At 70.2% G+C, this 13,861-nt stretch carries 10 protein-coding genes; 3 read left to right on the forward strand and 7 right to left on the reverse strand.

The window, feature by feature from the left end; genetic code table 11:
* The first annotated feature begins 10 nt into the window (after positions 1 to 10).
* Positions 11 to 1,342 (forward strand): lyase family protein, encoded by a 1,332-nt coding sequence (locus QZ772_RS06160; RefSeq protein ID WP_295524040.1) that lies wholly within the window; start codon positions 11 to 13, stop codon positions 1,340 to 1,342.
* A 75-nt stretch (positions 1,343 to 1,417) separates the two neighbouring features.
* On the opposite strand, the gene QZ772_RS06165 is transcribed toward QZ772_RS06160, so the two are convergent.
* The 7 genes from QZ772_RS06165 to QZ772_RS06195 all read right to left on the reverse strand — a co-directional run bounded on the left by QZ772_RS06165 (position 1,418) and on the right by QZ772_RS06195 (position 9,979).
* On the reverse strand, positions 1,418 to 3,646 hold the full coding sequence (locus QZ772_RS06165) for a gamma-glutamyltransferase (protein ID WP_295524041.1): 2,229 nt from the start codon (positions 3,644 to 3,646) through the stop codon (positions 1,418 to 1,420).
* Positions 3,647 to 3,804: 158 nt separating this feature from the next.
* Entirely contained in the window at positions 3,805 to 4,401 is a 597-nt protein-coding gene (locus QZ772_RS06170; RefSeq protein WP_295524042.1) for a nitroreductase family protein, read from the reverse strand.
* 217 nt (positions 4,402 to 4,618) lie between these two features.
* A complete protein-coding gene (locus tag QZ772_RS06175; RefSeq protein ID WP_295524043.1) occupies positions 4,619 to 4,975 on the reverse strand; it encodes a hypothetical protein in 357 nt (118 codons plus the stop codon).
* Positions 4,976 to 5,153: 178 nt separating this feature from the next.
* The gene (locus QZ772_RS06180; protein ID WP_295524044.1) at positions 5,154 to 6,050 is read right to left on the reverse strand and encodes an alpha/beta fold hydrolase; all 897 of its coding nucleotides are present in this window, start codon (positions 6,048 to 6,050) and stop codon (positions 5,154 to 5,156) included.
* A gap of 15 nt (positions 6,051 to 6,065) precedes the next feature.
* Positions 6,066 to 8,165 (reverse strand): acetate--CoA ligase family protein, encoded by a 2,100-nt coding sequence (locus QZ772_RS06185; protein WP_295524045.1) that lies wholly within the window; start codon positions 8,163 to 8,165, stop codon positions 6,066 to 6,068.
* 4 nt (positions 8,166 to 8,169) lie between these two features.
* Positions 8,170 to 8,961 carry an enoyl-CoA hydratase/isomerase family protein gene (locus QZ772_RS06190; protein WP_295524046.1) on the reverse strand — a complete coding sequence of 264 codons (792 nt, stop codon included), beginning with the start codon at positions 8,959 to 8,961 and terminating at the stop codon, positions 8,170 to 8,172.
* A gap of 43 nt (positions 8,962 to 9,004) precedes the next feature.
* Positions 9,005 to 9,979 carry a tripartite tricarboxylate transporter substrate binding protein gene (locus QZ772_RS06195; protein WP_295524047.1) on the reverse strand — a complete coding sequence of 325 codons (975 nt, stop codon included), beginning with the start codon at positions 9,977 to 9,979 and terminating at the stop codon, positions 9,005 to 9,007.
* Between the two features lie 160 nt (positions 9,980 to 10,139).
* On the opposite strand from QZ772_RS06195, the gene QZ772_RS06200 reads away from it, so the two are divergent.
* Positions 10,140 to 10,940 (forward strand): IclR family transcriptional regulator, encoded by an 801-nt coding sequence (locus QZ772_RS06200; RefSeq protein WP_295524048.1) that lies wholly within the window; start codon positions 10,140 to 10,142, stop codon positions 10,938 to 10,940.
* Positions 10,941 to 11,425: 485 nt separating this feature from the next.
* Positions 11,426 to 13,753 (forward strand): TonB-dependent siderophore receptor, encoded by a 2,328-nt coding sequence (locus tag QZ772_RS06205; RefSeq protein WP_295524050.1) that lies wholly within the window; start codon positions 11,426 to 11,428, stop codon positions 13,751 to 13,753.
* Positions 13,754 to 13,861 lie beyond the last annotated feature (108 nt).

A 13,861-nucleotide genomic window follows, 5' to 3' on the forward strand; every position in this document is an offset into this window, starting at 1 on the left:
GACGACCGCCTTGCTCTGCCTGTCCGACGACCCCAGTGCGACGCCCGAAGGCGCCGCGGTGCGCGAGATCTTCTCGGCACGCGCCAGCGTGGCCGGCATCCTGGCCTTCGAGGCCGCGCTGGCCCGCGTGCAGGCGCGGCGCGGGCTGATTCCGCAGGCCGCGGCCGACGACATGGCCGCCAAGGCCGATCTGCGATTCTTTCCCGAGGACGAATGGGCCCGGCATCGCGCGGAGGTGGGCCATCCGCTGGTGGCGATCCTCGACACCTGGCGCACGCAGCTGGCGCCCGAGAGCCGCGAGTGGCTGCATTACGGCGCCACCACGGCCGACCTGTTCAACACGGTGCTGGTGCAGCAGTTGCAGGCCGCCGGTGCGCGGCTGGTGTCGCAGATGTGCGGCATCGAACAGCGCCTAGCCGACATCGCCGCCGAACACCGCGCCACGCCCATGGTGGCCCGCACGCTGGGGCGCCATGCGCTTCCCTTCACCTTCGGCATGAAGGTGGCGACCTGGCTGGCCGAACACGGCCGCAGCATCGAGCGGCTGCAGGGCTGGCTGGCCCGCTACCGCACCGGCATCCTGAGCGGGGCCGTCGGCACCTATGCCTCCTTCGGCGATGTCGGCCCCGCCATCGAGCGCGAAGTGATGGCCGAGCTGGGCCTGGACGCGCCCGAGGCCGTGGACTGGAAGGGCAGCCGCGATCGCTTCGCCGAGTTCGGCTGCGCCGTCGCCCTGGCGGCCGGCACGGCGGGCCACATCGGGCAGGAGATCTTCCTGCTGTGCGGCGACGACCTGGACGAGCTTCGCGAGGCCACCGGTGCGGTCGGCTCCTCGACCATGCCGCACAAGAGCAACCCGTCGCTGAGCATCGAAGTGGTGTCGCGCGCGCGCGAAGTAAGCGCGCGTCTGCAGCCGCTGCTGGCCTGGATCGGCATCGTGTACGAGCGCGATTCAGCCCAGCACGGCGAGGTGCTGCGCGACCTGTGCGTCGGCATGGCCGACCTGCTGGCGATGCTGCAGCGACTGCTCGACGTGCTGGTGGTGATGCCACGGAACATGGCGGCCAACCTGGCGCGCAGCCAGGGGCTGGTGCTGTCCGAAGCCATCACCTTCGCCCTGGCCGGCCGGCTGGGCAAGCACAGCGCGCACGAGAAGATGAAGCAGCTCGCCCGCACCGCTCAGGCGCAGGGCTGCTCGCTGCAGCAGGCGGCCCTGGCGGACCCCACGCTCGCGCCGCTGCTGGCCGAGACGCCAGGGTTGTTCGACGCCACCAGTCACCTGGGCCAGGCGGCGGCGATCACCGACGCGGCCGTGGCTCGGGTGCGCCAGCGCCAGCGCTAGGGCGGACGCTCACACCACAGGCACCGCGCGGGGCCCGCGTCTGGCATCACGGGCCGCTGCAGGCGCGGCCCGTCCTCAGTACCCGCTCGCTCCGCCGTTGCGCCGGTTGTCCGCCGCGCCGCGGTAGATGGGAAAGCCGTTGGCGTCGTAGCCCACGGCGATGCCCGACAGGCCGCTGGTCAGCCCCGTCACCTGCGCGTTGCTGCTGGTGTTGCCGTAGCCGCTGATCAGGCGCGCCACTTCGTCCGCGATCGGCTTGCCGGCTTCGAGCTGGGCGATGCCGTTCTGTCCGGTGAAGTTGTCCGCGTTGATGGCGGCCTGCAGGTCCATGCCGTAGACCACATGGCCCAGGAAGGTCTTGACGATGTAGTCGGGGATCGGGCCGCCGCCGGCCGAGCCCCACACCAGCCGCAGGCGGCCATCCGCATCGAAGGCGATGGCCGGCGCGATCGAGCTGCGCGGGCGCTTGAAGGCGGCGTAGCCGTTGACGTCCAGGCCCGGCGTGCTGGCCGAGAAGTTGGACATGACGTTGTTGATCATCATGCCCGCCGCCTCGATGTGGGCGCCCCAGTGCGTGTTGATGGTGGTGGTCATCGACAGCGCATTGCCAAAACCATCGATCACGGCGACGTTGCTGGTGGTGTTCCAGTCTTCGCTGCGCGCATCGGGCTGGCCGGACGTGGCCCGGCTGGGTGTCGTGGCGCGCGCCAGCACCACCGGTGCACCGGGGGCGCGGGCCAGGGTGTCGTAAGTCGTGGGATCGGTCGCGCCGAAGGCCGGGATGCCGTCGGCGGTGCCGCCCACCGGCACCGTCGCCAGCGCCGTGCCGGTGATCAGCGCGGCGCGGCCGTCCAGGTAGGCCGGCGACAGCAGCAACCCCACGCGGGCATTCACGTTGGAGTACGCCGGGTCGCCCACGATGTTGCGTCGGTCGGCATTGGCCAGGCGACTGCCCTCCGTCAGCAGATGCAGCCAGGCCGTGCTGTTGAAGCCGACGCTGCCGATGGCCTTGCGCTCCATCAGGCCGAGGTTGTACAGCGTGACCACACCGCCGAAGGAAGGCGCCGGCTGCGTGAAGATGGTCATGCCGAAACGCGTGCCCACCAGCGGCTTGCGCTCCACCGCCTTGTAGCTGGCGAAGTCGGCGGCCGTCATCAGGCTGGGGATCCGGGCGATGGTGCTGGCGGTGGATGGGGCGATGGCGGTGCCCGCCGCCGGGAGGATCGATGCACAGGGCAACTGGCCCGTGGTGAGCTTGGCGACGATCGCCGGTGCGATGGAGCCTGCCGGATCGTAGAAGGCGGCCGCCCCGCCGTCGCGCACCTTGGTCAGGGTGGCGGCCAGTTCGGCATTCTTGATGAGTGTGCCCACCGGCAGAGGCTTCTGCTGCGTGGCGTCCGACGGCAGGCAGTAGCGCGCGTTGATGTCGGGGTATTTGCAGCGGGCCGCGCCGCGCGCCGGGCCGGCCGAGTTGACCCAGGCCGGCACGCCGCTGCCGGCCGACACCGGGTTGCCGTCGTCGTCGTACTCGCCCGAGTCGGAATACAGCGTCTGGTACATGTACTTCGTCATCGGGAAGCCGTTGGTGGCGGTGGCGATGCTCTCGTCCCACAGCTTGTTCCACGCCAGACGGCCATAGGACTTGTGCACCAGGTCCAGCACGGCCAGCGTGCCGGGCACCCCGGCCGCGCGGGCCGAGATGTTGGTGTTGCCCTGCTGCGAGGAGATGCTGGCGCCTGCCGTGAGGCCGCTCTTGCAGACGTTGAAGCCGCCCGTGGTGCTCACGTCCTGCGCCACCGCGCGGTAGATGTCCGCGACGCCGCCGGTGGTGGCCGGTGCCGCCGAGAAGCCGTCGAAGGCACGCACCTTCTTCGTGGCCGCGTCGTAGTAGGTGATGACCGTGCCGCCGCCCAGGCCCGAGGCGAAGGGCTCGGTCACGTTGAGCATGCCCTGCACCGCGATGGCCGCATCGATGGCGGAGCCGCCCGCGGCAAGGATACGGCAGCCGGCCAGCGACGCCTGCACGTCGGCCGAGGTGACCATCAGGTTGGTGCCCGTGATGCCCACGGTCTGGCCATAGGGTGCGCCCGCCTGCAGGGTGCACCGGGCCGGATCGAAGGCGACCGTGCGGGTGGGGGGCACGGGCGCGCCGGTCGCCGGTGCCGGGGCCGGTGTGCCCGCCGAGGGCGGCTGCGGCGCCGGCGCGGCGAGCGAGAAGGTGGAACCGGAGCCGCCACCGCAGGCGGTGAGCCAGCCGGCAGCGAGCACCGCGGCGGTCAGGGGAAGGGAGAAGGGATGGCGCATGGAACCTGAGACGTTGAGCGGGATTACCCGAAGCGGGCCATTAAACGTGAAAAAGCACGGAAGGTGGGCGACGCCTCGTCGACGCGGCCGTGTTGCTGGCCCCGCGCCATCGCGCAGCGGGATGGCACCCCGGCCTGCCTGCGCGGCAGGCCTGAGATTCAGCCCTGCGCGCCGAACCTGCCCTCGAAGGCCATCTCTGCCAGCGGCCGGCGGTCGCTGGGCAGTTCACGGGCGCGGATGCCTTCGGGCAGCACGGCGGGATCGCCCCTGCGCCCCACGGCCACCACGGTGTCGAGGGCGTAAACCTCGGGCAGACCGATGGCGGTGCGCAGCTTGCCTGCGTCGAAGCCGGCCATGGCATGGGCCGACCAGCCCGACAGCTGCGCCTGGAAGGCCAGGCTGGCCCACGCCGCGCCCGCGTCGAAGGCGTGGGAGGCATTGGGCGCCGGCTCGGTCTTGCCGGGGAACACGGCCTCGCGGGCGGACGCGATCACCACCAGCGCGGCGGCGCGCTTCGTCCACATCTGGTTGAACTCGATCAGGCTGTCGAAGATGGGTTGCCAGGCGGCGGTGTCACGACGCGCATAGATGAAGCGCCACGGCTGCGCGTTGTAGGCCGAGGGGGCCCAGCGCGCCGCTTCGAGCAGGCTCAGCAGCGCCGGCTCGGCGATGGCCTCTTCAGTGAAGGCGCGTGGCGACCACCGGTTGATGAACAGCGGGTCGATGGGATGGGCGGGTTGACGGGGGTTGCTCATTCGAAAATTCCAGGGGAAAGGAAGCGCGTGCAAGCGGCATGCCAGAAAAGAGGCCAGGCGGGCATGCGCAGATCCGGACGCAGCCGCCGGGCCGGGCCTGCACGGCCTGCGGCAGGCTGCACGGCGAGAAATCATGCCAGCTCCGCGGCGGAGCCAACTTCGGTGACAGAGCCCACAGCCGATGACATCAGCCTGCAGGCATTTGCCCCAGGCGGCCCTAGTCCAGCACCCTCACGCTCGGCGCATCGTCGAGCCGCCAGATACCTGCCAGCAAGGTCTTCGCACGGTCCAAGCCGATCACCGGCGCCGCCAGCTCCATGAGCTTGTCCTCCAGCTCGGCATCGGACAGCGGCAGCTCGGGGTCGCCGTTGCGGTCGGGCTGCAGCCACACGTAGTGCTGGCCGTCCTCCGTCTCGATCTCCACACGAGCCGCGCGGCGGCCGGAGAAGGCGGCGTCCAGTTCCGCGTCGACCTGGGCCTCGATGCGGGCCATCAGCGCCCGGATGCGGCCATCGGGGAGCCAGGCGTCGCCACGGCCCAGGTCCTCGGCCAGTGCACGGCGCAGTTGGGGCATGGGTGGGGAATCCAGGCCGGGAAACAGCCGCGTGTCAGTCGATGACGGCGCGCTTGGTGTGGTGCAGCACCTCGTCGTTCAACCGCAGGTCGCGAAACTGGGTGGCATGGCGGGCGAAGACGTCGACGGCATGCATGGCGATCAGCGAATAAGAGGTGGAACGCGTGGGAGCGCAGCGTCAGCCGCCGAGCGCCTCGCGCAGCCAGGCGTTGACCTGCGTCGCCGCCTCGTACTGAACCCAGTGCCCGGCCCCGGGAATGATCTGCGCCGGGCAGCCGACGAGCGCGGCGGCTTCGGCCGGATCGACCGTCACATCGTGCATCCCCCAGACGGCCGCCGCCGGGCCGGCATGCGCAGCGACGAGCGCCTGCAGGCCGCCGGCCCGCGACAGCCGCTTGCTGCGAAAGCGCGTGGCCTGGCAGGCCCGCGTGTGCAGCGCCAGCGCTTCGTCGTCGATGGCTGCGTCGTCGTGCAGCATGTGCATGAGCAGGTTGTGACGCATGATGGCCGCGAGGGCTGCGGTGTCTTGCGCCTGCGCGGCCGCATGCCAGTCCTGAAGAGCGCCGCGCGGACGCCGCGCGCCGCCATGGCCGGCGGGGCCGAGCAACAGCAGGTGGTGCACCTGCAAGGCCATCTCGTTCGATTCGGGGGCCTCGGTCGCCCGCGCCGCCAGATGGGCCGCCACCAGCCCACCGAAGGAAAAGCCCGCGAGGTCGACGCCCCTCTCCGGGACGCCGGGCAGTTGCGCGATGCCGGCCATCAGCCGCGCGAGCAGGGTGTCGAGCCCACCTTCGTCGACGGCATCGGAATCGCCATAGCCCGGCATGTCGGGCACCCACACGGCCCGCTCCTCGGCCAGCGCCTCGATGTTGCGCACCCAGTGCATCCAGTTGCCATGGCCGCCATGCAGCAGCACCAACGGAGGGCGGCGCCTGCCGTGGAGGCCCCATCCCCGCCAGCGCACACGGCCGCCGATGGGGCCAAAGTCCAGCTGACGGGCCAGCGCGTCGAGCCGGGCGGCGCGCGGTGCGCGGGTGGCGAAATCGATGGAGAGCGATGCAACTTCAGGTGTCATGCGCGAAGTCTGCCTTCAGGCCAGCACGAGCACACCGTCCGCCGCGCGCACGCCCTGCCCTTCAGGCAGCACGAACACCGGGTTGATCTCGGCCTCGGCGATGCGGTCGCCCAGCTGCGCAGCCATGGCCGAGAAGGCCACGATGGCGTCGACCAGCGCCGCCACGTCGGCCTTGGCGCGGCCGCGGAAGCCGTCCAGCAGCGGCCAGGTCTTGAGCGACTGCGTCATGGCCAGTGCATCGGCGCGGCCGAGCGGGAGGAGTCGGCCGTCGTGCTCAGGCAGCAGGCGCAGCGTGGTGTCCTGGAACAGCTCGGCCGTGACGCCGCCCATGCCCAGCAGCACGGCCGTGCCGAGCGCGTCGCGGTGCAGACCCAGGATCAGCTCGGTGCCGCCCGAGACCATCTGCTGCACCAGGAAGCGCTGCGGCAGTACGCCGGCACGGGCCTCGACGTCCGCGGCCATCTGCGCCAGGCGCGGCCCGATGGTCTGCGCGTCCAGGCCGACCGCCACGCCGCCGACGTCGCTCTTGTGCGTGATCTGCGAGGAGAGGATCTTGAGCACCACGCGCCCGCCCAGCTCGCGCGCCGCGGCCTCGGCCTCGCGCGCATCGTGCACCACGCGTTCGGCGGCGCAGGGCACACCGAAGCGGGCGAAGACGGCCTTGGCCGCGGCCTCGTCCAGCGAGCCGCTGGGCAGATCACCGGCATCTACGGGCCCCCCCCCGGCGGCCACTTCGGCGGGCGCCTCGAAACCGGTGGCATGCAGCATGCCGGCCAGCGCCGCAGTGCAGCTTTCGGCCGCCGCAAAGGCGGGCACGCCCCGGCGCATGAGCAGGGCGCCGATCTCCGGCGCGTGCGGGCTCACATAGGCCATCACCGGCTTGTCGGAATCGGGCAGGCAGTCCTGGATGGCGCCGGCCAGCAGCTCGGGCATGGCCAGGCTGGAGCTGCCCACGATGATCACCAGCGCGTCGTAGCTCGGGCTGGCGAGCAGCGCGCGGATGGCGCCGCGCAGCAGGTCGGGCCGCAGGCCGGCCAGCGTCACGTCGATGGGGTTGCGGTCCAGCACGGCCTCGCTGCCGGTCTGCAGGGCACGCAGCGCCTCGGCCGTGGCGGCATCGGGCGCCGGCGTCTCGAAGCCGGCCACGCCCAGGTCGTCCGACACCAGGGTGCCCGCGCCGCCGGTCGAGGTGAGGACGGCCACGCGCCGGCCGCGCAGGCGACGCCCGGTTGCCAGTGCCGCAGGAATGTCCAGCAGGTCCGAGAAGCGCTGCGCGCGGATCACACCCACCTGGCGGAACAGCGCGTCGTACATGCGGTCGGCGCCGGCCATGGCACCGGTGTGCGAGACGGCCGCCTGCGCGCCGGCCTCGGAGCGGCCGATCTTGAAGGCCACCACCGGCTTGCCGGCGCGCGCCGCCTTCAGGCAGGCGGCGCGGAAGCGCGCCGGGTTGCGCACCGCCTCCACATAGAGCGCGATGACCTGCGTGGCCGGATCGTCGGCCAGGTGCTCGATGAAGTCGGCCAGCTCCAGGTCCACCTCGTTGCTGGTGGCGATGAGCTTGGACAGGCCGATGCTCCGCGCCGCCGCCCGCGACAGCAGCGAGCCCAGGATGCCGCCGCTTTGCGACACCACGCCGATCCCGCCCAACGGAAAGTGGTCCATCTCCAGCGCACCGGACGGCGAGAGCACGATGCCCTCGGTGAGGTTGACCAGGCCGATGGTGTTGGGCCCCAGGATGCGCATGGAGCCTGCGGCCTGCACCAGCTGCTGCTGGCGACGCGCGCCCTCCTCGCCCGTCTCGGTGTAGCCGCTGGCCAGCACGATGGCGGCGGCGCAGCCGCGCTCGGCCAGTTCCTTCACGGCCAGGTGCGCGCGCTCGGCGCCCAGCAGCACCACGGCCACTTCGGGCACCTCGGGCAATGAGGCAATGTCGGGGTAGCAGACCAGGTCGTCGATCTGCGTGACCTTCGGATTGACCGGCAGGATGCGTCCGGCATAGCCATGCTTGCGCAGGTAGGCCACGGGCCGGCCCGAGGTCTTTTTCGGATCGGCCGAGGCGCCGATCACGGCCACGCTGCGTGGCGACAGGAGTCTGGCGATGGCGTCGCTCACGGCCTCACTCCTTGGCGGTCGTCTTGGCCAGGAAGGCCTCGACCGAGGCGCGGTGCTCGCTGCTGGTGTAGCAGATGCCCTGCGCCTGGCTGCCCTGCGCGAACACATCGTGCGACGACAGCTCGAAGCTCTGGTCGAGGATGGACTTTGTCAGCGCCAGCGCCGTGGGCGACGCGGCCGACAGCTCGGCAGCCCAGGCCTGGGCATCGGCCAGCAGCGTCTCGGCCGAGGTCTTGCGGTCCACGATGCCCAGCGCCAGGGCCTCGTCCACCTTGACCTGGCGGCCGGTGAAGATCAGCTCCTTGGCCTTGGGCAGGCCCACGCGGCGCGGCAGGAAGTACATGCCGCCGCCGTCCGGGATGATCCCGCGGTGGATGTACGACCAGGTGAAGCTGGCCCATTCGCTGGCGATGATGAAGTCGCAGGCCAGCGCCGTGTCCGCGCCCAGGCCCGAGGCCGCGCCGTTGACGGCCGCGATTACCGGCTTGGGGCAGGTGTGCAACAGGGCCTGCACCTGATGCACGCGCTGCTGCCGGTGCCAGCCGTTGAAGCCCACCTCGCCGGCGGGCGCGTTCATGCGGCGCTGCATGCCGGCGATGTCGCCGCCGGCGCAGAAGCCCTTGCCGGCACCGGTCAGCACCAGGGCGCGGATGGCCTTGTCGGCGCCCACATGCTCCAGCGCATGGGCGAATTCGCGGCGCATGTCGTCACTCATGGCGTTGCGCTTGTCGGGTCGGTTGAGCGTGAGGGTGGCGATGGCGTTCTCGACCGAGAGGGTGATGAAGTCGTATGTCATGGCAGTGTTTCCGATGCGGCGCGTTGCGGGCCGGGGCTCTCGATCAGTCCGGCTTGATTCCGTTCTCCTTGACGATGCGGGCCCACCGGGCCTCTTCGGCCTGAACGTAGGTGGCCAGATCGGCGGGCGTGCCGCCACTGACCACCAGGCCCTCGTGTTCGATCTTGCGGGCGAAGTCTGGCGTGCGCACCGCCTTGCGGGCGGCGGCGCCGAGGCGCTCGATGACGGCAGGCGGCGTGCCGGCCGGCACATAGAGGCCATACCAGCTTTCCATCTGGTAGCCCGGCACGGTGGCGGCGATGGCGGGCACCCCCTTGAAGGCCGGCGAGGGCTCGGGCGTGGTCACGCCCAGCGCGCGCAGCTTGCCGCTGTCGACGAAGCCGGACGCCGCGGCGGCCGTGGCGAACATCATGTCCACCTGCCCGCCCAGCAGGTCGGTGAGGGCCGGGCCGGCGCCCTTGTAGGGCACATGTACCAGCTTGATCCCGGCCAGGTTGGCGAGCATCTCGCCAGCGAGGTGGGCCGAGGTGCCGGTGCCCTGCGAGGCATAGCTGAGCTTGTCGGGCCGAGCCCTGGCCGCGGCGACCAGGTCGGCCACCGACTTGAGGGGGCTGTCGGCCCTCACCACCAGCACGTTGGGGCCGCAGCCAATCAGCATGACCGGAGCGAAGGCGGCGTTGCTGCCATAGGGCAGCTTGGGCTGGAGCGCGGGATTGACCGCGTGCGCGAAGGACGCGACCACCACCGAGTAGCCATCGGGCGCGCTCTTGGCCACGCTGTCGGTGCCGATCATCGTGCCGGCACCGGGCTTGTTGTCGACGATGACCGGCTGGCCGAGGTCCTTGCCCATTTCCTGACCCAGCGTGCGCGCGATCAGGTCGGTGCCACCGCCAGGCGAGAAGGGCACGACCAGGCGGATCGGATGGTCGGGGTAGGCGGCCGACGCGGCGCTGGCCGCGCCGAGGGCACCGAGGGCGATGAGGCCTGCGCAACCTGCTCGCAGAAGGCGTCGAATCATGGGATGTCTCCGTGTTGACAGGGCTCCGGGCGGCTTGGGAATCGACTGCCGGGCCGGTGCCAACTCTAGGTTCGTTCGGCACGCCAGAAGCGGTCGCCGTTCCATTCAATGGAATTGGCCTAAGCTTCGCGCCCTGCCAATCTGTCGTTACTTCATCGCCATGCCACACCCTGCCGACACCCCGACCGACAAGCCTGGCCGTTCCCCGGCCAATCGCTCGCTGGAGCGGGGCGTGGCACTGCTGCGTGCCTTCCGGCCCGGCTCTGAACTGCTGGGCAACAACGAACTCGCCGAGCGCACCGGCCTGCCCAAGGCCACGGTCAGCCGCCTGACGCAGACGCTGGTCGGCTGCGGTCTGCTGCAGTGGGAGGCCGCATCGCGCGCCTATCGGTTGGCACCGCCGGTGCTGAGCCTGGCGCACGCCATGCGCTCGGGCTCGCGCGTGCTCGCCGTGGCCGCGCCCCACATGCACGCGCTGGCCGAGTCCCGGCGCATCAACGTGGGACTGGCCGCGCCGGATGGTGACGAAATGGTCTACCTCGAATCCATCCGCTATGCGCGCCGCGTCGCGTTGCGGCATGTGGTGTCGGGGCAGCGCGTGCCGATGGAATTGACCTCGCTGGGCCGCGCCTACCTGGCCGTGGCGCCCGCGCCGCGGCGGCGGGACATCCTGCGCCTGATCGCGCAGCGGCGCGGCGACCAGTGGCCGGTCCTGTCGCGCGAGATCGAAGAGGCTACCCAACAGGTGCGCACCCGAGGCTTCTGTGCTGCCTCCTGGCAGCCCGAGGTGGTGGCGCTGGCCGCTCCGCTGCCATCGGCCGACGGAGCGGCTTATGTGCTCAACGTGAGCGTGTCCACGCCGCTGCCCATGGAAACCGTGGCGCAGGAACTGGGGAACGCGCTGCTGGAACTGGCCCGAAAGGTGGGGCAGGCTTGGTCCGCCGATCAACGGCCGCGCTGATCCGGGCCTCATCATCCGTTTGGCCGAGAACCCACGATGCCCCGACGGCTAGATTGCCCGGACCGCCGCCGAGACGCGCGAGGGAGGAAAGCGCAGGAGGGACCGACCACCCGCTGAAGGGCCGCACGGGCATCGCAACGAGGCAGAGAAAGCAGCTTTCCCCTCGTTGCCATGTGGTGGCCATCCTGTTCCCTGCCATGGGAGCAGGTGCGCTTTTTTGCAGGGGTCGTCGGGTGTGCAAGCACCCGGCGACCCTTTTTTCTGCCCAGGGGCGCTCCACGTGAGCGATCACACGCCTGACCCCCGCGCCGCCGTGCCTCCTGAAGCACGCATTTGTTGTGCAGTCGCAACGAAACGGCCCTGAATCCCGTGAATGGACCGTCGAGTCAACGCCTTCTGACCGCCCGCGGGCGACTTGACTCCGTAATGCGAACGATTGCCAATTAGACTCGCATCCGACTACCCAACCACGGAGCGGAGATCCAATGAGCAACCACCCGACGCGCCGGCCGCGCAGCCTGCGCATGGCCGACGGCCTGGCCGCCAGCCTGTCCACTGCAGCCCTGCTGCCCCTGGGCGCCCTCGCCCAGACCGCCGCCCAGCCGCCCGCCGCCGCCCTGCCGGCGGTGACGGTGCAGGAACAGGCCATCGACCCCAACCCCAATGCCGAAGGCGGCGCGCCCTACAAGGCCCGCACTTCGGGCGACACGCGCCACACGCGGCCGCTGGCCGAGACGCCGCAGACCATCTCGGTCGTCACCAAGACAGCCATCGACGATTCCGGCGCCACCGACCTCAAGCAGATCCTGGCGGCCCAGCCCGGCATCACGCTGGGCACCGGCGAGAACGGCAATGCCTTCGGCGACCGCTACATCATCCGCGGCCAGGAAGCCCGCAGCGACGTCTTCGTCGACGGCCTGCGCGACCCCGGCATGACCACGCGCGAAAGCTTCGCCATCGAGCAGGTCGAGATCACCAAGGGCCCCAACTCCAGCTTCGCCGGCCGCGGCTCGGCCGGCGGCGCGATCAACGCCATCACCAAGCAGGCCACGCTGGACTACGACTTCTACCGGACATCGGCCGGTGCCGGCACCGACAAGTACCACCGTTTCACGGCCGACCTGAACAAGGGCTTCACCGACCAGTTCGCCCTGCGTGCCAACGTGCTGACCAGCAACGAAGGCGTGCCCGACCGCGACTACTCCACCCGCCGCCGCGATGGCTTGGCTCTCTCGGGCCTGTGGGAGGTCAACAAGGACCTGTCCGTCACGCTCGACTACTACGGCCTGCGCGCCAAGGACAAGCGCCCCGACCTCGGCAGCTACCTGGTGGGAACCGCGCCCTTCCGGTATCCGGCGAAGAACGTCCCGCTCTACGCCCAGGCCAACGACTTCCTGCAGTCGGACGTGGACACCGTCACCGCCCGCGTGCAGTACCGCTTTGCCGACAACCTCAAGCTCAACAGCCTGACGCGCTACGGTCGCAGCGAGAACGCCTACGCCACCACCGGCGCCTCCAGCCGCACGGTCTATCCCTTGGGCAGCAACCAGGGCTACATCGCCGGCACGCTGGACAACGGCCACACCGGCTGGCAGGACGTCAGTTACTTCGCCCATCAGAGCAACCTGCGCTGGGACACCGAGATTGCCGGCCGCAAGAACGAGTTCATCTTCAGCTTCGAGTACACCGACCATGAGGTGGTCTCGGGCGGCTACAACATCACCAATGCCGGCGCCTACAACTGCCGCAACAGCACCACCAGCCGCGTGAACAACGCCTGGTGCATCACCGATGCGCTCGGCAACGCGGTGGCAGGCGTCAACTACCTGGCCAACCGCAGCTACACCCGCACGCCGCGCACCCGCGACTGGCATGTGAAGTCCACCGGCCTGAGCGTGATGGACACCGTGGACCTGACCGACCGTCTCACCGCCTTCGGCGGCCTGCGCGCCGACTACACCGACTTCCGCCTGATCACCACCAGCGCCTCCACCGGCCTGGCCACCGGCAACTACGGCTACACCGACACGCTGTGGAACGGCCACCTGGGACTGTCGTACAAGCTGAGCGAAGCCGGCATGGTGTACGCGAGCTACGGCACGGCGCAGGACATCAACGGCGGCGAGTCCGACACCGGCACCAGCGCCGGCTACGGTGGCCTGGTGATCTACCAGGGCAGCGCCGCAGGCGCCAAGCCCGAGACCTCCGAGAACCTGGAGATTGGCACCAAGTGGAACCTGCTGAACAACAAGCTGCTGTTCACGGCCGCCGCCTTCCGCACCACCAAGAAGGATGTGATGGAAGGCGCCAACTACGACGCCGTCGGCACCTTCAACACCGGCAAGAACCGGGTGCAGGGCGTGGAGTTCGGCCTGGTGGGCAACGTAACGGACAAGCTCACGGTGCAGGCCGGTGCCACCTTCATGAAGTCCAAGGTGCTGGCCTCGGCCACCGCCACCAACGTGGGCCTGCCGCTGTCGAACTTCGCCGACCGTGCCGCCACGCTGCAGGCCAAGTACCAGCTGACGCCGGACCTTTCGATCGGTGGCGTGGCGCGTCACGAAAGCAAGCGCTGCGGCGGCCAGCCCGACACCGGCGCCGGCTACACCAACGGCGTATGCGCCCAGCCGGTGCCCGGCTTCACGGTGTACGACCTGTTTGCCTCGTACCGGCTCAACAAGCACGCCGACATCCGTCTGAACGTGCTGAATGCGACCGACAAGGACTACTACACGGCGGTCTACCGCTCGGGCTCCTTCCTCTACAAGGGGGATGGCCGCGCCGTTCGGGTGACCTTCGACTACGAGTTCTGACGCGCTGCTGCGGCACGGGGCCCGCGGGCCCGTGTGTTGTTGCGGCTTCTGATCCAATGCCAGGCCCCGCCTGGCGAACCAGATCGGAAGAGCACACGTCTGAACTCC

The sequence above is a fragment of the uncultured Pseudacidovorax sp. genome (assembly GCF_913773995.1).
Taxonomy (GTDB): Bacteria; Pseudomonadota; Gammaproteobacteria; order Burkholderiales; family Burkholderiaceae_C; genus Xenophilus.